We start from the raw sequence: 21,892 nt of genomic DNA on the forward strand, positions 1-21,892 counted from the left end.
ATAAACAATGAAATCCGTGGAGCCGACGGAAAATATCGTCGCCACTCCCTGTAGCGTACAAGCAAGTACTTTTTCACGTCATGACTCTATCGCCGCAGGTATTGCCACAATGCCTGCGGTTTTTTGCCGCTATCGAGTGCACCCTTGCAACCCTGTTCTAAGCTCACAGTCGTATTCGTCACGCGCACCCGTACAACGCAAAGGAGTCTGCATGGCTGGTCCCGGATTGAAAATAGCGCTTGGCCTGAGCCTGTTGGCCTTGCTGAGCGCTTGCGACGAAGAAAAACCGGTCGAGAAGGACCGGCCCCGGGTTTTCGTGCAAGAGGTCAAACTGGCCGACTACGCCGTCAACATCACGTTGACCGGTGATGTCCAGGCCCGGGTGCAGACCGAGCTGTCGTTCCGCGTCGGGGGCAAGATCATCCAGCGTACGGTGGATGTCGGTGACCGGGTTTCGGCCAAGCAGGTGCTCGCCAGGCTCGACCCCAAGGACCTGCAGACCAACGTGGATTCGGCCCAGGCCCAGGTCGTCGCCGAGCAGGCCAAGGTCACTCAGAACGCCGCGGCCTTCGTGCGCCAGCAAAAGCTGTTGCCCAAGGGCTACACCAGCCAAAGCGAATACGATTCCGCCCAGGCTGCCTTGCGCAGCACCCAAAGTTCGCTGGCGGCAGCCCAGGCGCAACTGGCCAACGCCCGTGAACAATTGAGCTACACCGCGTTGATCGCCGACGCGCCGGGTGTGATCACGGCGCGGCAGGCCGAGGTGGGCCAGGTGGTGCAGGCCACGGTACCGATTTTCAGCCTGGCCCGGGACGGGGAGCGGGATGCGGTGTTCAACGTCTACGAATCGCTGCTGGCCGAGCCGCCGTCGAATAGAGCGGTGGTGGTCAGCCTGCTGGATAATCCGGCGATCAAAACCACCGGGACCGTACGCGAAGTCACCCCGGCCGTCTCCGAGCAAACGGGTACGGTGCAGGTCAAAGTCACCCTCGACGCCTTGCCGCCAGGGATGCAGTTGGGTTCGGTGGTGAGTGCCACCGCCAATACCCGGGGCAAATCCGCCGTGGAGCTGCCGTGGTCGGCGTTGACCAAAAACATCAGCGAGCCGGCGGTGTGGCTGGTGGATGGCGAGGGCAAGGCGCAATTGCACAACGTCAAGGTTGGCCGCTACCTGACCGGTAAAGTCATCATCAGCGCCGGGCTGACCGGCGGTGAAAAAGTCGTCATCGCCGGCGGCCAGTTGCTGCACCCCGGTGTGAAGGTGGAAATTGCCGAAAACACCTACAAGGACTTGTCCGCGGGGGGGCAGCCATGAAGCGTCTGTTACTGGTGTTCGCCGGTGTGATGCTGCTGGCCTGCTCGAAAGAAGAACCCGCCCCGGAACCGGTGCGCCCGGTGCTGTCCATCAAGGTGAAGGCCCTGGACGAGGAAAATCTCGGGCGTTTCGCCGGCAACATTCAGGCCCGTTATGAAAGCAACATCGGCTTCCGTGTGCCGGGGCGCATTGCCAGTCGCAGCGTCGATGTCGGTGCCGAAGTCGACAAGGGTGCCTTGCTCGCCACGCTCGATCCCACCGACCAGCAGAACCAGTTGCGTTCGGCCGAGGGCGACCTGGCGAGTATCCAGGCGCAACTCATCAATGCCCAGGCCAGCGCTCGGCGACAGCAGCAATTGTTCGATCGCGGGGTGGGCTCACAGGCGCAACTCGACAGTGCAATCACCGACCTGAAAACCACCCAGGCCTCGCTCGATCAGGCCAAGGCCGCGGTCAGCCAGGCCAGGGACCAGCTCAACTATGTTGAGTTGCGCGCCGATCACAAGGCGGTGGTCACGGCGTGGAGTGCCGAAGCCGGACAGGTTGTCACCGCGGGTCAGCAAGTGGTCACCCTGGCGCAGCCGGACATCAAGGAAGCGGTGATCGACCTGCCCGACACCCTGGTCGATCAGTTGCCCGCCGACGTGGTGTTTCAAGTCGCCTCGCAACTGAACCCGAGCATTGCCACCACGGCCATTGTGCGTGAAATCGAACCCCAGGCCGAAAGTGCGACCCGCACCCGGCGCGCGCGTCTGACGCTGGCCGAGACACCGCCCGCGTTTCGCCTCGGGACGGCGATCAGCGTGACCTTGAGTAGCGCGGTCAAACCGCGCATCGAACTGCCCCTGAGCGCATTGCAGGAGGTCGACGGCAAAAGCCGCGTCTGGGTCATCGATGCGCAGACGCAAACGGTGTCCCCGCGAGATGTCAGCATCGTCAGCCGCACGGACAGCACTGTGGTGTTGGCTGACAATATCAAGGCCGGCGAGCGAGTCGTCAGTGCCGGTGTGAACAGCCTCAAGCCGGGGCAAAAAGTGAAAGTCGACGAGGGCAGCCCACAATGAAAGGGAGTTTCAACTTATCCGAATGGGCCCTCAAGCATCAGTCGTTCGTCTGGTATTTGATGTTCGTCGCGTTATTGATGGGCGTGTTCTCGTACCTGAACCTGGGGCGCGAGGAAGACCCGTCGTTCACCATCAAGACCATGGTGATCCAGACCCGCTGGCCCGGTGCGACCCAGGAAGAAACCCTCAAGCAGGTCACCGACCGTATCGAGAAAAAACTCGAAGAGCTTGATTCTCTCCACTACGTGAAAAGTTACACCCGCCCCGGCGAATCAACGGTCTATGTGTACTTGCGCGACACCACCAAGGCCGAGGACATTCCGCAAATCTGGTACCAGGTACGCAAGAAGATCGGCGACATTCGCTACTCGTTTCCCCAGGGCATTCAGGGTCCGTCGTTCAACGACGAGTTCGGTGACGTGTTCGGCTCGATCTACGCCTTTACCGCCGACGGCCTGTCGTTGCGCCAGTTGCGCGACTACGTCGAGCAGGCGCGCGCCGATATCCGTGGTGTGCCGGGGTTGGGCAAGATCGAGATGGTCGGCCAACAGGACGAAGTGCTCTACCTGAATTTCTCGACACGCAAACTGGCGGCGCTGGGTATCGATCAAGCCCAGGTGGTGCAGAGCCTGCAGACCCAGAACGCGGTGACCCCGGCCGGGGTGATCGAAGCCGGTCCCGAGCGGATCTCCGTGCGCACGTCCGGGCAGTTCATTTCCGAGAAGGATCTGGCCAACGTCAACTTGCGGCTCAATGACCGCTTCTATCGGCTGGCCGACATTGCTGACATTCGCCGTGGTTATGTCGACCCGTCGACCCCGGAGTTTCGCTTCAATGGCCAGCAAGCCATCGGCCTGGCCATTGCCATGCAAACGGGTGGCAACATCCAGGACTTCGGCAAGGCCCTGCACCAGCGCATCAGCGAGCTGACGGCCAATCTGCCGGTGGGCGTCGGCGTGCACAACGTGTCGGACCAGGCTGTCGTGGTGGAAGAGGCCGTTGGCGGTTTTACCAGTGCGTTGTTCGAAGCCGTGGTGATCGTGTTGGTGGTCAGCTTCATCAGCCTCGGCGTACGGGCCGGGCTGGTGGTGGCGTGCTCGATCCCGCTGGTGCTGGCGATGGTGTTTGTGTTCATGGAATACAGCGGCATCACCATGCAGCGGATTTCCCTCGGTGCGCTGATCATCGCGCTGGGCCTGCTGGTGGATGACGCGATGATCACTGTCGAGATGATGGTCTCGCGCCTGGAATTGGGCGATACCAAGGAGCAGGCCGCGACCTTTGCCTACACCTCGACCGCCTTCCCGATGCTCACCGGTACCCTGGTGACGGTGGCGGGTTTCGTACCCATTGGCCTCAATGGCAGTTCGGCCGGTGAATACACCTTCACCCTTTTTGCGGTGATTGCCGTGGCCATGATGGTCTCATGGGTGGTGGCGGTGCTGTTCGCCCCGGTGATCGGCGTGCACATCCTCAGCGCCAATGTGAAGCCGCACGCGGCCGAGCCAGGGCGTTTGGGGCGGGCCTTCAATGGCGGCCTGCTGTGGTGCATGCGCAACCGCTGGTGGGCGATCGGCATTACGGTGCTGCTGTTCGGGTTGTCGGTAGTCGGCATGCGCTTTGTGCAGAACCAGTTCTTCCCGGCTTCGGATCGCCCGGAAATCCTCGTGGATCTGAACCTGCCGCAAAACGCCTCCATCGCTGAAACCCGCAAAGCCGTGGACAAGCTCGAAGCGACGCTCAAGGGCGACCCCGACATCGTGCGCTGGAGTACCTACATCGGCCAGGGCGCGATTCGTTTCTACCTGCCCCTCGACCAGCAACTGCAGAACCCTTACTACGCACAGCTCGTGATTGTGAGTAAAGACTTCGAGACGCGCGCGGCCCTCAGTGATCGCCTGCGCGAACGCCTGCGCAAAGATTTCGTCGGCATCGGCAGTTTCGTCCAAGCGCTGGAGGTGGGCCCACCCGTGGGGCGGCCGATCCAGTACCGCGTCAGCGGCCCGGCCATTGACCAGGTGCGCAAGCACGCCATCGACCTGGCCAGCCAACTGGACAAGAACCCGCACATCGGCGAAATCATTTTCGACTGGAATGAGCCAGGCAAGGTGCTGCGCATCGACATCGCCCAGGACAAGGCGCGGCAGCTTGGATTGTCGTCTGAAGACGTGGCGAACCTGATGAACAGCATCGTCAGCGGCTCGACGGTGACCCAGGTCGACGACGACATCTACCTGATCAACGTGGTCGGCCGCGCCGTGGACGCCGAGCGAGGTTCACCGGATACCCTGCAGAACCTGCAGATCGTCACGCCGGGCGGCACCTCGATTCCGCTGCTGGCGTTTGCCTCCGTGCGCTACGAACTCGAGCAACCGCTGGTGTGGCGGCGCGACCGCAAACCGACGATCACCATCAAGACTGCGGTGATCGGTGATATCCAGCCAACCGATCTGGTGACCCAGCTCAAGCCGGACATCGAAAAATTCGCCGCCGCATTGCCGGCAGCGTACAAGGTCGCCACGGGCGGTACGGTGGAGGAAAGCGCCAAGGCCCAAGGGCCGATCAACAAGGTCGTGCCGTTGATGGTGTTCCTGATGGCCACCTTCCTGATGATTCAGCTGCACAGCGTGCAGAAGATGTTCCTGGTGGCCAGCGTCGCGCCGCTGGGCTTGATTGGCGTGGTGCTGGCGCTGGTGCCGACCGGAACACCGATGGGCTTCGTGGCGATCCTCGGCATTCTGGCGCTGATCGGCATCATCATCCGCAACTCGGTGATCCTGGTGACCCAGATCGACGCGTTCGTGGCTGAAGGTTCTTCACCCTGGGATGCCGTGGTGGAAGCCACCGAACATCGCCGGCGACCGATCCTGCTGACCGCGGCGGCGGCGAGCCTGGGCATGATCCCGATTGCCCGGGAAGTGTTCTGGGGGCCGATGGCCTACGCGATGATCGGCGGGATTATCGTCGCCACCTTGCTGACGCTGCTGTTTTTGCCGGCGTTGTATGTGGCCTGGTACAAGATTCGCGAGCCGAAGAAAGACGCCGTGTAGTGATCGTTCCCACGCTCTGCGTGGGAATGCCTCTCGGGACGCTCTGCGTCCCCGCGGCTGTGACGCAGAGCGTCACGGGCTGCATTCCCACGCAGAGCGTGGGAACGATCAGTCGGCGCGACGCCACACACTCGCCAACCAGGGCTGCTGCTCCCGCGGCAGCCCCGCCGGCCGGTAGTAATGCTCCAGCTCCACAAACCCCGCTTCAGTCAGCATCTGCTGCCACGCCTGAAGATCGTGATACGCCCCATAGCGTGGCCCGTTCCAGCCTTCCTGGTTCTCGCCACGGGGATTGGAACTGAACAACACGCCCCCCGGCTTTAACGCACCGCGTAGCTCCTTCAACACCCGAGGCAACTCCTGGCGCGGGATGTGAAACAGCACCGCATTGGCAAAAATCCCGTCAAAGCACTCGTCCGGCAAATCCAGTTTCAGAAAGTCCTGCTGCCAGACCTCGCAACCACTGTCCTGCCGGGCCATCTGCGCGAACTTCTCCGAGCCATCGAGACCGACCGCTGTGTGCCCCATGCGCGTAAAGGTCTGCAGGTCACGACCGGGACCACAGCCAAAATCGAGAATGTCGAACGGCGGTTCGCCCTGAATGTGACGCAATAGGGCGTCGATGTTCTGGCTGACATCGTGATCGCGGGTGCCTTCACGAAATCCTTCGGCCACCGAGTTGTAATGGCCCAGGGTGGTGGCGGTGATCTGCTCGAGGTCGGCGGGAGTCTGTTTCATGGTCGGCTGCGCAGGTGATGTAAGTCCGCCGAATATACGCCATCAAGTCAGCCCTGGGGCCTGCTGCGCAGCCGTTCACTGCATCAACCCTTTTTCATTCCCAGGCATTCGATGGAGTGATCCACCATCGCCTTGGCAATCTCCAGCAAATGCCAAACCGAGAACACCATTGCACGGTCGGCGCCCTTGAGATGGTCGCCACATTGATACGCCGTGACCGAGGCACAGCGCAGCAGATCGGCGACGTAGAGTTGGGTGTCTTCGAAGCTCACGTCTTTGCTGACGTTGTAGAACCGCAGTTCATCGGGCGGGGAGGGTTGATCGCCGGTGAGGTAGAAATCAATGGCGCGGTAGAGCGCTGATCGATCCCTGAGTGGGTCTTCGGTTGAGGTTTCGGGGGGTGGATCGGGAACTGATCTTTCCATTGGTAAAACTCCTGACCGTTAGTTGGAGTCAACCTATATCGCGACTAAACGAACAGGGGTGGCGGCTGCACACAGGTTAGTCGACCGGTCGCCAGGCAATACCGGCGCACCCGAGGGTGCCCTGCGCACAGCCACCATAAATCTCAGACAATAAAAAACACCTGAGAAAAGGTGACGCTGTGCGCCTGACTATATCCGGGCGACTAAACCCGATCACTGATGAGCAGTGACGGACCGAGACTAACCACGGAGTTTGGCAGGCGCAAGCGAGCGGAATAATCTAGGAAACGTCCTGCAAAGGAAAGGGATTGAGCCTTCAGAATTGCCGATTTTCTTGTACGAAATATCGCCCTAGCGTTTGTTCAAGCCCCGAGCCAACCGATCCCCACCCAACTGGATCACCGCCACCAACGCCACCAGCAACACAATCACCGTCAGCATGATCTGGCTGTCAAAGCGCTGATACCCATAACGATAGGCAATGTCCCCCAATCCACCCGCACCAATCGCCCCGGCCATGGCCGATGAGTTGATCATCGTCACCAGAGTGATCGTGAATCCCCCGACAATCCCCGGCAACGCTTCAGGCAGCAGCACATGCCAGACAATGTGCCCACGTCGGCACCCCATGGCCTGCGCCGCTTCGATCAAGCCGTGATCGACCTCGCGCAAGCTGACTTCAGCGATGCGTGCAAAGAATGGCGTGGCAGCGATGGTCAACGGCACCACGGCCGCCCACACGCCATACGTGGTACCGACGATCAACCGGGTAAACGGAATCAACGCAACCATCAGAATCAGGAACGGAATCGAGCGAAACAGGTTCACGAAGGCACCCAGTGCGCGGTTAAGCGCCGGGGCTTCGTAGATGCCGCCCTTGGAACTGGTGACCAGGATCACCGCCAACGGAATCCCCGCCAGCAGTGCGATCAACGACGACACGCCGACCATCAGAAACGTGTCGATGAAGCCTTGCAGCAAGCGATCAAACCACATAACCCAACACCTCTACCTGTTGCGCCCAGTGGCCGGCGCGTTGGCGCAATTCTTCGGCACCCAGAGACGACCCCGTCACGGCCAGCAGCAGTTGCCCAAGCGCGTGCCCCTGAATCCGTTCCACGCCGCCCTGCAACAAGCGCACGCGGCCACCGAGGGCACCGAACAGTGCGGCAAGGTCCGGTTCGGCGTGGGCCGTTCCAGTGAATTGCAGGCGCAGTACCACCGCGTCTTCAGAGGACTGCGGTTGCGGATGCAAGCGGCTATGCAGCTCTGGCGGCAGGGCGTGTTGCAAGGGCGCGAGCAAGGTCTTGCTGACCTCATGCTGCGGGTTGCCAAAAACTTCCCAGACGGGCCCCTGTTCAACGATTCGTCCATGTTCAAGGACCACGACGCGATCACAGATTTCGCGGATCACCGCCATCTCATGGGTGATCAAAATAATCGTCAGGCCCAGGCGCCGATTGATCTCGCGCAGCAGCCCGAGGATCGATTGCGTGGTCTCCGGGTCCAGTGCCGAAGTGGCTTCGTCGCACAGCAGAATCGCCGGGTCGTGAACCAGCGCGCGGGCGATGCCGACGCGCTGTTTCTGGCCGCCGGACAGTTGCGCCGGGTAAGCCTTGTGTTTGCCTTGCAGGCCCACCAGTTCCAGCAGCTCACGAACCTTCTGCTCGCGCTTTTCCTTGGGTACACCGGCGACTTTCAGCGGCAACTCGACGTTCTGCCAAACCGTCTTCGCCGACATCAAATTGAAGTGCTGAAAGATCATGCCGATGCGCCGACGCAACGCCACCAAACGGTCTTCATCGAACTCGCCGATGTCGACTTGATCGATCAGCACTCGACCCGACGTCGGTTGTTCGAGGCGGTTGATGGTGCGGATCAGCGACGACTTGCCGGCACCGCTGCGGCCGATGATGCCGAACACTTCACCGCGCTGGATCGCCAGGTCGATGCCTTGCAGCGCCGCCACCGGACCTTGCTTGCCGTCGTAGGTTTTGCCCAGACCGATGAAGCGCACATGAGCTCGGTTCAGCTCCGGATGCAGTTCGGTCTGTTCGGCTTTCTGAGGCTCTGGAATATCCAGTCGCCGTTGGATCGCAGCCGTCATGCTCAGCTCTCCCAACCGGTTTGGTAGAGCTTGCCGTGGGCTTTATCCAGGGCTGCGCGAACGGCCGGCGAGTGCTGGTAGATGTCGACGAACTTGATCAGGCGCGGGTCGGTTTTGCTTTTCGGCTGGATCACGAACTGGATCACGTATTCCTTGTGGTCGAGGCCGTCGAACAGCAGGGCGGAGCCGGCGTCGAAGGTTTTCGCCAGGCGGATATAGGCCGGGTAGCCCTGGACCAGATCGGCGTCGTCAAAGGCGCGCACCAGTTGCACGGCTTCGACTTGCAGGATTTTGATTTTCTTCGGGCTGGCGATGATGTCTTCTTCGGTTGCCTTGTAGCCGACACCCGGTTTAAGCGTGATCAACCCGGCCTTGGCCAACAGCTGCAAGCCACGACCGCTGTTGATCGGATCGTTGGCGATGGCCACGCTGGCGCCTTGCGGCAGCTCGTCGAAGCTTTTGTATTTCTTCGAGTAGAGACCGACGTTGTTGATGATCCCCGGTGCGAATGGCACCAGGTCAAACCCGGAGGCGTTCTTGGCGTTTTCCAGGAACGGGATGTGCTGGAAGTAGTTCACGTCGATGTCGCCGGCGGCGAGGCTGACGTTGGGCGCGATCCAGTCGGTGAATTCCACCAGTTCAACTTTCAGGCCTTGTTTGCCAGCTTCTTCTACCGCCGCCTCCAGAGGAATGGCGAAGGCGGCGGTGGTGCCGATTTTCAGTGGTGCGTCGGCGGCGAAAACCGCAGAGCTGAACAGGCCGAGGGCCAGGGCCAGTGCTTTGACTGGGTGAGTGAAGTGGTTTTTGGTCATGATGGTTTTCCAGTCAGTGCATAAGATTTTTGGTGTTTGGTCGGGCCTCATCGCGGGCAAGCCTTGCTCCTACAAAGGAGTGCGGTGCTCTTGTAGGAGCAAGGCTTGCCCGCGATGCTTTTAGCGGCGAAACGCCGATCCCGTATGTTGCTCAGGCAAATGCGCCTCACCGTGAAACAGCTTTTCGCGCAAGCTGCCATTGTCGTAAGCCGTCTTGTACGACCCACGTTGTTGCAGCTCCGGGATCACCAGCTCAATGAAATCCACATAGCTTTCCGGCGTGACGATCCGCGTCAGGTTGAAGCCGTCCAGGCCGGTTTCGGCGATCCACGATTCCAGCTCGTCGGCCACTTGCTCAGGCGAGCCGACCACGGTGATGTAGCGTCCGCCGAGGGCGTGTTGCTCGAGCAATTTGCGTCGGCTCCAGTCGTTGTTCTGCAGGTTTTTGGTCGCTGACTGGATCGCGTTGCTCTTGACGTACTGGATCGGTTCGTCGATGGCGTATTCGGAAAAGTCGATGCCGGTAGATGCCGAAAAATGCGCCACGCCGGCCTCGGCGCTGGCGTAGCTCAGGTATTCGGCGTGCTTAGCCCAGGCCAGCTCTTCGGTGGCACCGACAATCACGTTCAGACCCATGAACACCTTGATGTCTTCGGGGTTACGCCCGGCCTCGACGGCGCTGGCGCGGACCTTATCCACCTGAACCTTGGTCGACGGCTTGTTCTGGCCGCTGATGAAAACGCACTCGGCGTGGCGCCCGGCGAACAGCAAACCGCGATCTGAACTGCCAGCCTGGAACAGCACAGGCGTGCGCTGCGGTGACGGTTCGCACAGGTGGTAACCCTCGACCTGATAGAACTCGCCCTTTTGCTCGACCTTGTGCACTTTTTCCGGTTGCGCGTAGATCCGTTGCTGCGGATCGTTGAGTACCGCGCCATTTTCCCAACTGCCTTCCCAGAGTTTGTAGAGCACTTGCAGGTATTCATCGGCCTGGTCGTAGCGGCGGTCATGTTCGACCTGTTCGCTCAGGCCCATGGCCTTGGCGGCGCTGTCGAGGTAACCGGTGACGATATTCCAGCCCACCCGACCGCGGCTCAAATGATCCAGCGTCGACATGCGCCGGGCGAACAGGTACGGCGGCTCGTAGGTGAGATTGGCGGTGAGGCCGAAGCCAAGGTTTTTCGTCACCGCAGCCATCGCCGAAACCAGCAGCAGCGGGTCGTTGACCGGCAACTGGATCGACTCTTTCAGCGGCACGTCCACCGAATTCTGATAAACATCGTAGACCCCGACGATGTCGGCGATGAACAAGCCGTCGAACAGCCCGCGCTCCAGCAACTGTGCCAGTTCGGTCCAGTATGAGAGGGTCTTGTACTGGGTCGAGGTGTCCCGTGGATGCGTCCACAAGCCATGGTTGATGTGCCCGATGCAGTTCATGTTGAACGCGTTGAGCAGGATCTTCTTTTTCGCGTCGGCCATCAGATGGTCCCCCGCAGTGGTGGGTTTTCATCGTTGAGGTAGTAGTTGCCGACCGCGTGATACTTCCAGCGCACCGGGTCGTGCAGTGTGTGCACCCGGGCGTTGCGCCAATGGCGATCCAGACCGTGCTCGATCAGCGTGGCCTGGCTGCCGGCCAGTTCGAACAACGTAGTGCCGGCGGCGAGGGAGATTTCGGTGCTGATGGCGCGGGCCTCGGCGACGGCAATCGACGCGGCGGCGACGGTCTCGGCGCTGGTGTCGGCCTGGGCTGTGTCGAGGAATTCACCGGCGCGTTCGAGCAAGGCTTCGGTAGCATGCAGACGAATGCTCAAGTGACCGAAACTCTTGATGGTCAGAGGGTCGTCGGTGGCTTTTTCATGGGTGGCGTCGATCCACGGCCGGGTTTTGGTGCGTACGAAATGCAGCGCATCTTCATACGCTGCGCGGGCGATGCCGGTGTCGATGGCGGCATGGAGAATCTGCGCCAGCGGGCCGACCGGTGTCGGGCGCTCGAAAGCGCTTTGAAACGGGATCACGTCTTCGGCGGCAACGTAGACATCTTCGAACACCACCGAACCGCTGCCGGTGGTGCGCTGGCCGAAGCCGCTCCAGTCGTCGATCACCGTCAGGCCCTTGCTGTCGCGCGGGACGAATGCCAGTTGCTGCACACCGTTTTCATCGATCACCGAGGTCGGAATGCGCTGGGCGTAAATCGCGCCGGTGGCGTAGAACTTGCGACCGTTGATGCGATAGCCGTCACCATCGCTTGTCAGGCTGGTGACGCGGTCGTGGGCGGTTTTAGTCCCGAGTTCTGCCAGCGCATTACCAAAGCGCTGGCCAGCCAATACTTCGGCGTACAGGCGTTTTTTCTGCTCCTGGCTGCCGTTTACGCGCAGCACTTCCAGCGCGTAGAAATGGTTCTGCGGGATTTGCCCGAGGGAGCCATCAGCCTGGGCGATCAGTGCGATGACCTTGGCCAGGGTAACGTTGGAAACGCCCGCGCCGCCGTACGCCTTCGGCACGCTGATGCCCCAGAGACCCGAGCGGGAAAACACTTCCAGTTCCGGGTGTGGCAAACGGCGTTCACGGTCGCGCAGGGCGCTGTCGCGTTTGAAATCTTCGGCCAGGTCGCTGGCGACGATCAGGGCTTGCTCATCGCTGGTGATGACCGCGACGGGGTGAGAAAAAGTCATAAGTTTCTCCAGATGTCTGGTCGTTAAATCCAGGAATGGCGAGCCGGCAATGTGCCGTTCAGGTGATAGGCGCCGACGGCGTGATACTTCCAGCGCACCGGGTCGTGCAAGGTGTGCACCCGGGCGTTGCGCCAGTGGCGGTCGAGGTTGAACTCGGCAAGGGTGGCGCGACTGCCGGCCAGTTCGAACAGCTTTTCGCTGGCCAGCAACGAGATCTCGGTGGTCAACACTTTTGCTTGCGCGACGGCAATCGAAGCGCGGGCGGCGGACTCGGCGGTGAGCGGCGCGGCGCTCACCTGGTCGAGCACCTGCCCGGCCTTGCGCAGCAGTGCTTCGGCAGCATGCAATTCGATTTTCAACTTACCGATATCGGCGATGACGTACAGGTCATCGCTGGCCCGTTCAACGTTGGCGTCGACCCATGGCCGTGCGCGGGTTTTCACGAATTCGATGGCGTCATCAATGGCGCCCCGGGCGATCCCGGCATCGATGGCGGCCTGGATCAGTTGCGAAACCGCACCCTGAGTATTGGGCTTGTCGTTGATCTTCCAGTTATCCACCACCAGCTCGGCGTCGACCCGCACGTTGTTGAGCAAAATAGTCCCGCTGGCGGTGGTGCGCTGGCCGAAGCCGGACCAGTCATCGACGATGCGCAGCCCTGGCGTCCCGCGACGAACGAAGGCCAGCACTTGCTTGCCGTCGTCATTGAGCGCCTTGACCGCGACCCAGTGCGCAAACAGCGCGCCGGTGGAATAAAACTTCTGCCCGTTGAGGACAAAACCATCGCCATCGGCGGTGATGCGCGCCTTGAGTTCCAGGGTGTTTTTAGCGCCACGTTCCGGCCCGGCATTACCGATGCGCCAGCCTTCCAGAACGCTCTTGAACAGCTGTTTTTTCTGCACCTCGGTGGCGCTGCCGAGCACAAGGTTCAGAATGCCGAACTGGTTCTGTGGAATCTGCCCCAGGGCCGGGTCCGCCGCGGAAATGATCGCGAAAACCTCGGCCAGGGTGACGAATGAAACCTGTGGGCCACCGTACTCACGGGGAATGGCAATGCTGCCCAGACCGCTTCGAGTGAATTGTTCGATTTCCGACCACGGCAGCTTGCGCTGCTGGTCGCGCCTGGCCGCTTGCAGGCGCGCGACTTGCGCCAGTTCGTGGGCGGCCTTGATGGCTTGAGCGTCGTTGCGCAGCACTTGCGCGGGCAACAACAATGGGGCAGTGTCCAGGTCACTCTGGACGATTGCATCAGCCAGACTGGACATCAGTACCACTCCTTGGCTACACGCAATGCCCTGGCGTTCTGCACTGGGGTGATTGTGTTCCGGACCATACCTACCTCACATCTCATGGAAACGCCGCGGGGTGCGGCGAACGAAAACAAGAATGTCCGGTGGTCCGGTTTATATACCCTAAACGTGTATAAATATTTTTTGAACTAACTTTTAGGAATATGCATAGAAGGTCAAAAAGATTGCAGCCTTCGGCAGCTCCTACAGGGTGTATGCCAATCCATGTAGGAGCTGCCGAAGGCTGCGATCTATTCAAAGCTGCGATTGATCGCTAACGACGTTCTGCGGCCTGGAGATTTTCCTTCTTCGGCACCTTGAAATAGGGATTGGCGCAGCCGATTTTCAGATTGCGTGCTGGCGCCCAGCGCGAGTTATTGCCTACGCGGTCGAGGATGCAGTAAGTCACCTCCAGTCGCAGGTCTTCGCCGGCTTCAAGAATGATCGCCGGTGGCACCCAGACCTGAACCGGCTGGCCCACATCACTTTCCTTGAGTGGGGGCAAATCCATGCGGGCATCGCCCCAGCGCAGGGTGATTTCGTCATCGGCGGCCATGTTCAGGTATGGCTCGATGGTCACGGGCACGCCGCGCTTGATCTGGTTGGGGTTCACCCCCTGCCGGCGAATCGTTCCAGGAATGTTTACCGGGGCCAGGCTCTGGTTTTCGTCGCCACTCAGTGCAGACGGTTGGCCACCGGGACACTCGAGTTTGGACTGCACGCGCCGGGCGGGCGATACGATCGGTGCTTGCCCTATTTGCATGATTCGATAGTGAACGCGAGAAGAGCCACTGGCGATAAAGCTCTCGGGTACCCGTAGCTGGACGGGTTGGCCAATCTCATTGGCCAGCAGGACCCTGGAGGCGACGTAGCAGTTGTCCCAGAACAGTTCGATCAGGTCGCCTTCGTCCATCGCGGGGTAGGGCGGCACCTCGATCAGCAAGTGTGTCGCCGAGGCGAGGTTGATTCCGGCCTTGTGCGATTGCGCCAGAGTCGGCGCGGCAAGTCCGGTTTTATTTGAGGTGCTTGTCATGGAAGTCTCCTTGATGTTTTGCAATGAAGTCCGTTTCGGAAAATAAAACGTGAGTTCGAACAGCAAAACCGTTCATTACTTTGATTTTAAATAATGTTTGAACGTGAGCGGTGCCGCTGGAAGGAGACTAGATAAGAGTTAGTCGGAGTAAGTGTCAATAGAGTGGATTAGTTAAATGGAATATTGGGTGTTATTCAGAAAAGTCCTACGCGTTGAAGTTAATAAGCCGTCCCGATGCGTCGAATCTGCCTGCTCAGAGCAGCATTTTTTGAGGGGTTGGGGTAATTTTGGTGCGATTGAGGTCCAGTCAGTAAAACTGTTGCGCAATACATATATGTATAGAGCGCGCTGACAAAATGTGCTTGTCGTGCACGTGCATTTAATTATGTAAGAGTGGGTTTTGTAAAAGGAGAGTGGCACTTCCATCCGTGGAAGTTAACCGGTGTTGCGAGGGTTGTTAATTGTGAGCGTTGTTCAGGAACTTGCTGAGAAACTGTTTCGTGCGTTCTTCCTTGGGGTTGGCAAACAATGCCTTCGATTCGCCTTGTTCGACGATCACACCCTTGTCGAAAAACACCACACGATTGGCCACGTCGCGGGCGAAGCCCATTTCGTGGGTGACGATGACCATGGTGCGATTCTCTTCGGCCAGGCTGCGAATCGTCGACAGCACTTCGCCCACCAGCTCCGGGTCAAGCGCCGAGGTCGGTTCATCGAACAGGATCACTTCCGGCTCCATTGCCAGCGCGCGGGCAATCGCCACACGCTGTTGCTGACCACCGGAAAGGCGGCGCGGGTAAGCGTCTTCCTTACCTGCCAGACCGACCCTGGCCAACAGCTTTTTACCCAGGGCAACGGCGTCGGCGTGCGCGATCTTCTTGACGATGATCGGGCCTTCGATAACGTTTTCCAGGGCGGTGCGGTGGGGGAACAGATTGAAGTTCTGGAACACGAAGCCCACGTGCTGGCGCAAACGGCGCACCAGGCTTTGCTGCTGGTTCAACGGGCGACTGGTATCGATCTCGATATCGCCGACCTTGATCCGGCCGCTGGTGGGTTCTTCAAGGAAGTTCAGGCAGCGCAGGAAGGTGGTCTTGCCCGAGCCGCTTGGCCCGATGATCGCCACCACCTCACCTTCCTTCACTTGCAGATCGATGCCGTTGAGCACGACTTGACCCTTGAACTGCTTTGTCAGTTTTTCCACGACAATCATGGGGTCAGGACTCCTGGTCGTGCCGGTTGACCCGTGCTTCCAGCTGGTTCTGCAGGTGCGATAGCACCGTGGCCAGAACCCAGTAGATCAGCGCGGCGGCAAGGTACATGGTGAACACTTCGAAGGTTCGGGCGGTAATCAGTTGCGCCTGACGGAACAGCTCCGGCACCTGAATCGTGGCCGCCAGCGCGGTGTCCTTGACCAGCGAAATGAAGCTGTTGCCCAGCGGCGGCAATGCGGTGCGCATCGCCTGCGGCAGGATGGCCCGGCGCAAGGTTTGCGCACGGGTCATACCGATACTGGCAGCGGCTTCCCACTGACCGCGTTCGATGGAGCTGATCGCGGAACGCAGGATTTCGCAGGCGTAGGCAGCCATATTCAGCGAGAAGCCAATCAGGGCCGCCGGCAGTGGATCGAGTTCCATGCCCAATTGCGGCAAGCCGTAATAGATCACGAACAGTTGCACCAGCAACGGCGTGCCGCGAAAGAACGACACGTAGATGCGGGCGATCCAGCTCACCAGCTTGAAGCGCGACAGGCGCATCAACGCCAGGCCGAAACCCATTAGCAGCCCGAAGAACATCCCGCCCAGGCTCAAGATGACGGTGTAGTACGCCCCCTTGAGCAGGAAGGGCAGGGAGTCCAGTGCGAGTTGAAAAGCTTCTTCCATTATTGGGTGACGTCAGCGCTGAAGTATTTTTCCGAAAGCTTTTTCAGCGTACCGTCGGCGCGCAGCTTGTCGATGGCCTTGTTCACGGCTGCCAGCAGTTCAGGCTCGCCTTTGCGCAGGGCAATGCCGGCTTCCTGACGGGAGAACGCGTCACCGGCGGCAGTAGTGTCCTTGGCTTTCTTGGCGTATTCCAGTGCGGCCAGACGGTCGATCAGGATGGCGTCGATACGGCCGACACGCAGGTCCTGGAACTTGGTCGGATCATCTTCGTAAGTGCGCACGTCAGCAGTCGGGACATTGGCTTTGACCCACTGCTCGTAGTTGGTGCCCAGGCCCACGCCGACTTTCTTGCCACCCAGGTCGGCTGCGGACTTGATGTTCAGCTCGGCGGCTTTCTTGGTCAGTACCAGCGCCTGAATCCCGGAAACGGTGTAGGGCTCGGAGAAGTCATACTTCTTCTTGCGCTCTTCAGAGATGGTCACCTGGTTGATCACGGCGTCCAGGCGCTTGGATTCCAGTGCCGCGAGGATGCCGTCCCATTTGGTCGGTTGCAGTTTGACCTTCACACCCAGCTCTTTGGCCAGGGCTTCGGAGAATTCGACTTCGAAGCCGGTCAGCTTGCCGTCGGCGTCGACGAAACTGAACGGTGGGTAGGTGCCTTCCAGGCCGACGTTGATCACGCCTTTATCCTTGATTTGTTGCAGTTGCTCACCGGCCACTGCCTGGCCGATCAGGCCGGCACTGAGTGCCAGGCCCAGCGAACCCACCAGCAGATTTCGACGTAGTGCGGAAAAATTCATGACAAGCCCCTGTGTTTTCTTATGGAAGACGCTTTAGGAAAGTTGGCAAATTCGGGATTTGGACGAATGCGATATCCTGCCCTAAAGCAGCGTATGCGTCTCGCTGCAAATTCGCCTGCGGCGAGACTATATGATGGCGCTTTTAGATTAGAAACTAATAAATTCTATTATTGTTATTTCTTAATGGAATATGCTTTGCCTGATGAAAGATCGCAGCCTTCGGCAGCTCCTACAGGGGTTGGCGTGCACCTGTAGGAGCTGCCGAAGGCTGCGATCTTTTGATCTTTGGCCCTTACAAAAAGCTTGTGTAGGCAAACAACGCCGGCGCTCCACCGGTATGCAGGAAGATGATCGGACCCTCATCGAAACGCTGACGTCCAATCCCGTCCAACAACCCCGCCATGGCCTTGCCAGTGTAGACCGGGTCCAGTAACAGGCCTTCCTGACCAGCCACCAGCTTCACCGCTGCCAGCGTCCCGGCGTTGGGCTCGCCATAGCGCGGCGCGAAATACTCGTCCCACAACTCGACCTTGAAGCTCGCCGGCAACGTCACCCCCAGTAATTCGGCCGTACGCTCGGCCAGGCCCTGTACTTTTGGCCGCTGATCTTCATCGCTGCGCGAAACCGTGACGCCGATTACTGGCAAATCCGGTAACGCCTCGCTCAAGGCCAACGCCAGGCCGCTGTGAGTCCCGGCGCTGCCCGAGGCCAGGACGACGGCGGCGAAATTCAGCCCGGTGTCCTTGATCTGCTCGGCCAGTTCCAGCCCGGCTCGCACATAACCCAGGGCGCCCAGCGCATTCGAGCCACCGATCGGCACCAGGTACGGCTTCTTGCCGTTGCTGCGCAGACGGGCAGCCAGGGACTGCAATTGCTCGTCGGCGTAATCCAGGTTTTCTACCAGCTCGACCTTGGCATCGAACAGGTCCAGCAACAGCCGATTGCCATTGCCGACATAGTTGGCGTCATCGGTGCCCAGCGGGTTTTCCAGCAGGGCCACGCAGCCAAGACCCAGCTTGGCCGCAATGGCAGCGGTCTGGCGTACATGGTTGGACTGCAGCGCCCCCGCCGTGATCAATGTATCGGCGCCCTGGGCCAGGGCATCGGCTGCCAGGTATTCAAGTTTGCGCAGCTTGTTGCCACCCATCGCCAATGGGGTCAGGTCATCGCGTTTGACGTAGACGTCGCGCCCTAGCCACGCCGACAGGCGTTCAAGTTTTTCCAGGGCGGTGGGCTGAGTGAGCAGGTCGAGACGGTCGAAGCGGGCAAGCTGTTGTTTGATCATGGGTCCGTACTGGCGGTGGAATATCTCTGGACTATAGGCACGCCACTTTGTCGGGGCAACCGGCAATCGCTTATAGCCGATTGCGCTTACCACAGCACAATTGGTTCTTAATTTGGCTTGCGGGCCTTGCCGTAAAGTAATCGCCGTCAGTGCGGCCAGACAGTCCGGCCGCCCGTGAGGAGTTTTTACCGTGAGTGAGCGTTCCAGCCATTGGCAATTGCAAACCATCGTCAGCCAACTGCGCACGGCACGTGAGCAGTGGCGTGCACAAAACGGCCGCGCCAGCGGTGAGCAGGGTGGTCGCGAGTTGCCGTCACGGGCGGCCATGGCGGACATTCTCGAAGCGCTCTGCGGTGCGCTGTTCCCGATGCGCCTGGGGCCGGTGGACTTGCGCGAAGAGAGTGAGGATTTCTACGTCGGGCACACCCTCGATGTGGCGTTGAATGCGTTGCTGGCTCAGGCGCGACTGGAATTGCGCTACGCCGCTCGCCACAGCACCCAGGCCGACGCTGAGGTTGAGGCTAAAACCATCCAGATCATTCAAGACTTCGCCCTCGCGTTGCCGGGGCTACGCAGCCTGTTGGACACCGACGTTCTGGCGGCCTATCACGGCGACCCGGCGGCACGAAGCGTCGATGAAGTGCTGCTGTGCTATCCCGGCATTCTGGCGGTGATTCACCATCGCCTCGCCCACCATTTGTATCGCGCCGGCTTGCCATTGCTGGCACGGATCAGCGCGGAAATTGCCCATTCGGCCACGGGCATCGACATTCACCCGGGCGCGCAGATAGGCCGCAGTTTCTTCATCGACCACGGGACCGGCGTGGTGATCGGCGAGACCGCGATCATCGGCGAGCGGGTGCGGATTTATCAGGCGGTGACCTTGGGTGCCAAGCGCTTTCCAGCGGACGAAGACGGCCAGCTGCAGAAGGGCCAGGCGCGGCATCCGATTGTCGAGGATGACGTGGTGATTTACGCCGGGGCGACGATTCTGGGGCGGATCACCATCGGCAAGGGTTCGACCATTGGCGGTAATGTCTGGCTGACGCGCAGTGTGGCGGCGGGCAGTAATCTGACCCAGGCGAATCTGCAGCTTGATGATGGGGCGCAGAAGTAGACCCTTTGTGGCGAGGGGATTTGTCCCCGTTGGGCTGCGCAGCAGCCGCAAAGCAAAAAACCGTGATCTATCTGGATTAACCTCTGTTTTTTTTGGGGGCCGCTTCGCGGCCCAGCGGGGATAAATCCCCTCGCCACAAGACGACCGCCGAGCCCTGCGATTAGTCCTTAGCACCCTATTCATGTTTAACTTGAACGTTCATTCAAGTTAAACCGGTGGTTCGCTGCCCGCTCACAACAGGAGGCTTGCCTTTGCTGAGTCCGATTTCTACAGCCACGTTTGACCCCTTCGAGGTGCACCGTCAATGAGTGCATCGTCCATTCCTCCAAGCGGCCTGGTCCGCATGAATCCGCCGGTGTTTTACTTCGCGGCGACTTTCATTTTGTTGTTTGGTGTCGTGGTCATGGCCATGCCCGAACAGGCCGGCGCCTGGTTGCTGGCGGCGCAAAACTGGGCAGCCAACACGGTTGGCTGGTACTACATGCTGGCGATGACCTTGTATCTGGTCTTCGTGGTGGTCACCGCGTTATCGGGCTACGGCAAGATCAAACTCGGTGCCGACCACGACGAGCCCGAATTCAGTTATCTGTCCTGGGCCGGCATGCTGTTCGCCGCCGGGATCAGCATTACGCTGTTTTTCTTCTGCGTGTCCGAGCCCCTGACCCACATGTTGCAGCCGCCTCAGGGCGAGGCGGGCACGGCGGATGCGGCGCGGCAGGCTATGCAGATTCTGTTTCTGCACTGGGGCCTGCATGGCTGGGGCGTGTTCGCCTTTGTCGGCATGGCGCTGGCCTACTTCGCCTATCGGCATAACCTGCCGCTGGCCTTGCGCTCGGCGCTGTACCCGCTGATCGGCAAACGCATCAACGGCCCCATTGGTTACGCGGTGGACGGCTTCGGCATCATCGCCACGGTCTTCGGTCTAGGTGCCGACATGGGCTTTGGCGTGTTGCACCTCAACTCGGGTCTGGACTACCTGTTCGGCATCGCTCACACCCAGTGGATTCAGGTCGGGCTGATCACGCTGATGATGGGCGCGGCAATCATCGTGGCGGTATCCGGTGTCGACAAGGGCGTGCGGGTGATGTCCGACATCAACATGCTGCTGGCCTGTGCGCTGCTGCTGTTCGTGTTGTTCGCCGGGCCCACCCAGCATCTGCTCAATACCCTGATCCAGAACGTTGGCGACTACCTTGGCGCCTTGCCGATGAAGAGTTTTGACCTTTACGCCTACGACAAGCCCAGCGACTGGCTGGGTGGCTGGACGGTGTTCTACTGGGCCTGGTGGATCGCCTGGTCGCCGTTCGTGGGCCTGTTCATTGCGCGGATTTCCCGTGGCCGGACCATCCGCGAATTCGTCTTCGGCGTGCTGCTGATTCCGCTGGGTTTCACCCTGGCGTGGATGTCGATCTTCGGCAACAGCGCCATCGACCAAGTGCTCAACCACGGCATGTCGGCGCTGGGCATGTCGGCCATCGACAACCCGTCGATGACCCTCTACCTGCTGCTGGAAACCTACCCATGGAGCAAAACCGTGATCGCGGTCACCGTGTTCATCAGCTTCGTGTTCTTCGTCACCTCTGCCGACTCCGGCACCGTGGTGTTGTCGACGCTGTCCGCCAAGGGTGGCAACCCCGATGAAGACGGGCCGAAATGGCTGCGGGTGTTCTGGGGCGCGATGACCGCGCTGGTGACGAGCGCGCTGCTGTTTTCCGGCAGCATCGATGCGTTGAAGTCAGCCGTGGTCCTGACTTCGCTGCCGTTTTCGCTGATTTTGCTATTGATGATGTGGGGGCTGCATAAAGCGTTTTATCTGGAATCGCAGAAGCAGATTGCGCAGATGCATTCCCTGGCACCGGTGTCCGGCTCGCGGCGCGGTGGTTGGCGTCAGCGCTTGAGCCAGGCGGTGCATTTCCCGTCGCGGGACGAGGTCTATCGCTTCCTCGATTCGACGGTGCGCCCCGCCATCGAAGAGGTGTCGGCGGTGTTTATCGAAAAGGGCCTGAGCGTCGTGACTCACCCGGAGCCGGTCAATGACAGCGTCAGCCTGGAAATCGGTCACGGGGATGAACACCCATTCATCTATCAGGTACAAATGCGCGGTTACTTTACGCCGTCGTTTGCCCGGGGTGGCATGGGCTCCAAGGAGCTCAATAATCGTCGTTATTACCGGGCCGAAGTGCATTTGAGCGAGGGCAGTCAGAACTACGATCTGGTGGGATACACCAAGGAACAGATCATCAATGACATCCTTGATCAGTACGAGCGGCACATGCAGTTCCTGCACCTGGTGCGTTGAGCG

Annotated in this window: 18 protein-coding genes; 5 read left to right on the forward strand and 13 right to left on the reverse strand. The window is 60.0% G+C overall.

What is annotated here, in order from left to right; translation table 11 throughout:
- Window positions 1–211: 211 nt before the first annotated feature.
- Genes ACA058_RS01000 through ACA058_RS01010 form a run of 3 tightly spaced genes read left to right on the forward strand, consistent with a single transcriptional unit; the run spans window position 212 to window position 5,429 of the window.
- Window positions 212–1,315: an efflux RND transporter periplasmic adaptor subunit gene (locus ACA058_RS01000; protein WP_497637446.1), complete on the forward strand. Its 1,104-nt coding sequence runs from the start codon at window positions 212–214 to the stop codon at window positions 1,313–1,315.
- A complete protein-coding gene (locus tag ACA058_RS01005) occupies window positions 1,312–2,379 on the forward strand; it encodes an efflux RND transporter periplasmic adaptor subunit (protein WP_497637447.1) in 1,068 nt (355 codons plus the stop codon). The genes ACA058_RS01000 and ACA058_RS01005 overlap by 4 nt, the downstream gene beginning before the upstream one ends.
- Entirely contained in the window at window positions 2,376–5,429 is a 3,054-nt protein-coding gene (locus ACA058_RS01010) for an efflux RND transporter permease subunit (RefSeq protein ID WP_497637448.1), read from the forward strand. Before ACA058_RS01005 ends, ACA058_RS01010 begins: the two co-directional genes overlap by 4 nt.
- Window positions 5,430–5,537: 108 nt before the next feature.
- Here the strand turns inward: ACA058_RS01010 and ACA058_RS01015 are convergent, their stop codons facing one another.
- From ACA058_RS01015 to ACA058_RS01075, 13 genes are all read right to left on the reverse strand, one after another.
- A complete protein-coding gene (locus tag ACA058_RS01015) occupies window positions 5,538–6,167 on the reverse strand; it encodes a class I SAM-dependent methyltransferase (RefSeq protein ID WP_497637449.1) in 630 nt (209 codons plus the stop codon).
- Between the two features lie 83 nt (window positions 6,168–6,250).
- Entirely contained in the window at window positions 6,251–6,592 is a 342-nt protein-coding gene (locus tag ACA058_RS01020; RefSeq protein WP_497637450.1) for a DUF6124 family protein, read from the reverse strand.
- A 351-nt stretch (window positions 6,593–6,943) separates the two neighbouring features.
- Window positions 6,944–7,588, reverse strand: a complete 645-nt coding sequence (locus tag ACA058_RS01025; protein ID WP_008057629.1) for a methionine ABC transporter permease — start codon at window positions 7,586–7,588, stop codon at window positions 6,944–6,946.
- Window positions 7,578–8,699 carry a methionine ABC transporter ATP-binding protein gene (locus ACA058_RS01030; protein ID WP_497637451.1) on the reverse strand — a complete coding sequence of 374 codons (1,122 nt, stop codon included), beginning with the start codon at window positions 8,697–8,699 and terminating at the stop codon, window positions 7,578–7,580. The genes ACA058_RS01025 and ACA058_RS01030 overlap by 11 nt, the downstream gene beginning before the upstream one ends.
- A 2-nt stretch (window positions 8,700–8,701) precedes the next feature.
- Window positions 8,702–9,511: a MetQ/NlpA family ABC transporter substrate-binding protein gene (locus tag ACA058_RS01035; RefSeq protein ID WP_497637452.1), complete on the reverse strand. Its 810-nt coding sequence runs from the start codon at window positions 9,509–9,511 to the stop codon at window positions 8,702–8,704.
- Window positions 9,512–9,631: 120 nt separating this feature from the next.
- Window positions 9,632–10,990 (reverse strand): LLM class flavin-dependent oxidoreductase, encoded by a 1,359-nt coding sequence (locus ACA058_RS01040; RefSeq protein WP_497637453.1) that lies wholly within the window; start codon window positions 10,988–10,990, stop codon window positions 9,632–9,634.
- Window positions 10,990–12,183: an SfnB family sulfur acquisition oxidoreductase gene (locus tag ACA058_RS01045; protein ID WP_497637454.1), complete on the reverse strand. Its 1,194-nt coding sequence runs from the start codon at window positions 12,181–12,183 to the stop codon at window positions 10,990–10,992. The genes ACA058_RS01040 and ACA058_RS01045 overlap by 1 nt, the downstream gene beginning before the upstream one ends.
- A 23-nt stretch (window positions 12,184–12,206) precedes the next feature.
- Entirely contained in the window at window positions 12,207–13,448 is a 1,242-nt protein-coding gene (locus ACA058_RS01050; RefSeq protein WP_497637455.1) for an SfnB family sulfur acquisition oxidoreductase, read from the reverse strand.
- A 298-nt stretch (window positions 13,449–13,746) separates the two neighbouring features.
- On the reverse strand, window positions 13,747–14,505 hold the full coding sequence (locus tag ACA058_RS01055; protein WP_497637456.1) for a hypothetical protein: 759 nt from the start codon (window positions 14,503–14,505) through the stop codon (window positions 13,747–13,749).
- 457 nt (window positions 14,506–14,962) lie between these two features.
- On the reverse strand, window positions 14,963–15,718 hold the full coding sequence (tcyN, locus tag ACA058_RS01060; RefSeq protein WP_497637457.1) for an L-cystine ABC transporter ATP-binding protein TcyN: 756 nt from the start codon (window positions 15,716–15,718) through the stop codon (window positions 14,963–14,965).
- A gap of 4 nt (window positions 15,719–15,722) precedes the next feature.
- Window positions 15,723–16,388: a cystine ABC transporter permease gene (gene tcyL, locus ACA058_RS01065; RefSeq protein ID WP_497637458.1), complete on the reverse strand. Its 666-nt coding sequence runs from the start codon at window positions 16,386–16,388 to the stop codon at window positions 15,723–15,725.
- Window positions 16,388–17,188, reverse strand: a complete 801-nt coding sequence (tcyJ, locus tag ACA058_RS01070; protein ID WP_401312607.1) for a cystine ABC transporter substrate-binding protein — start codon at window positions 17,186–17,188, stop codon at window positions 16,388–16,390. Before tcyJ ends, tcyL begins: the two co-directional genes overlap by 1 nt.
- A 292-nt stretch (window positions 17,189–17,480) precedes the next feature.
- Window positions 17,481–18,473, reverse strand: a complete 993-nt coding sequence (locus ACA058_RS01075) for a D-cysteine desulfhydrase (RefSeq protein WP_497637459.1) — start codon at window positions 18,471–18,473, stop codon at window positions 17,481–17,483.
- 190 nt (window positions 18,474–18,663) lie between these two features.
- Between ACA058_RS01075 and epsC the strand changes: the two genes are divergently transcribed.
- Together epsC and betT are read left to right on the forward strand one after the other, a co-directional pair.
- A complete protein-coding gene (gene epsC, locus ACA058_RS01080) occupies window positions 18,664–19,590 on the forward strand; it encodes a serine O-acetyltransferase EpsC (RefSeq protein WP_497637460.1) in 927 nt (308 codons plus the stop codon).
- 343 nt (window positions 19,591–19,933) lie between these two features.
- A complete protein-coding gene (betT, locus tag ACA058_RS01085) occupies window positions 19,934–21,889 on the forward strand; it encodes a choline transporter BetT (protein ID WP_497639841.1) in 1,956 nt (651 codons plus the stop codon).
- The last annotated feature ends 3 nt before the right edge of the window (window positions 21,890–21,892 follow it).

The organism is Pseudomonas sp. LBUM1649 (assembly GCF_059716155.1).

Coding starts and splice junctions, on each gene's coding strand:
- ACA058_RS01000 (WP_497637446.1), top strand. CDS start 212: ATGGCTGGTCCCGGATTGAAAATAGCGCTTGGCCTGAGCCTGTTGGCC.
- ACA058_RS01005 (WP_497637447.1), top strand. CDS start 1,312: ATGAAGCGTCTGTTACTGGTGTTCGCCGGTGTGATGCTGCTGGCCTGC.
- ACA058_RS01010 (WP_497637448.1), top strand. CDS start 2,376: ATGAAAGGGAGTTTCAACTTATCCGAATGGGCCCTCAAGCATCAGTCG.
- ACA058_RS01015 (WP_497637449.1), bottom strand. CDS start 6,167: ATGAAACAGACTCCCGCCGACCTCGAGCAGATCACCGCCACCACCCTG.
- ACA058_RS01020 (WP_497637450.1), bottom strand. CDS start 6,592: ATGGAAAGATCAGTTCCCGATCCACCCCCCGAAACCTCAACCGAAGAC.
- ACA058_RS01025 (WP_008057629.1), bottom strand. CDS start 7,588: ATGTGGTTTGATCGCTTGCTGCAAGGCTTCATCGACACGTTTCTGATG.
- ACA058_RS01030 (WP_497637451.1), bottom strand. CDS start 8,699: ATGACGGCTGCGATCCAACGGCGACTGGATATTCCAGAGCCTCAGAAA.
- ACA058_RS01035 (WP_497637452.1), bottom strand. CDS start 9,511: ATGACCAAAAACCACTTCACTCACCCAGTCAAAGCACTGGCCCTGGCC.
- ACA058_RS01040 (WP_497637453.1), bottom strand. CDS start 10,990: ATGGCCGACGCGAAAAAGAAGATCCTGCTCAACGCGTTCAACATGAAC.
- ACA058_RS01045 (WP_497637454.1), bottom strand. CDS start 12,183: ATGACTTTTTCTCACCCCGTCGCGGTCATCACCAGCGATGAGCAAGCC.
- ACA058_RS01050 (WP_497637455.1), bottom strand. CDS start 13,448: ATGTCCAGTCTGGCTGATGCAATCGTCCAGAGTGACCTGGACACTGCC.
- ACA058_RS01055 (WP_497637456.1), bottom strand. CDS start 14,505: ATGACAAGCACCTCAAATAAAACCGGACTTGCCGCGCCGACTCTGGCG.
- tcyN (WP_497637457.1), bottom strand. CDS start 15,718: ATGATTGTCGTGGAAAAACTGACAAAGCAGTTCAAGGGTCAAGTCGTG.
- tcyL (WP_497637458.1), bottom strand. CDS start 16,388: ATGGAAGAAGCTTTTCAACTCGCACTGGACTCCCTGCCCTTCCTGCTC.
- tcyJ (WP_401312607.1), bottom strand. CDS start 17,188: ATGAATTTTTCCGCACTACGTCGAAATCTGCTGGTGGGTTCGCTGGGC.
- ACA058_RS01075 (WP_497637459.1), bottom strand. CDS start 18,473: ATGATCAAACAACAGCTTGCCCGCTTCGACCGTCTCGACCTGCTCACT.
- betT (WP_497639841.1), top strand. CDS start 19,934: ATGAATCCGCCGGTGTTTTACTTCGCGGCGACTTTCATTTTGTTGTTT.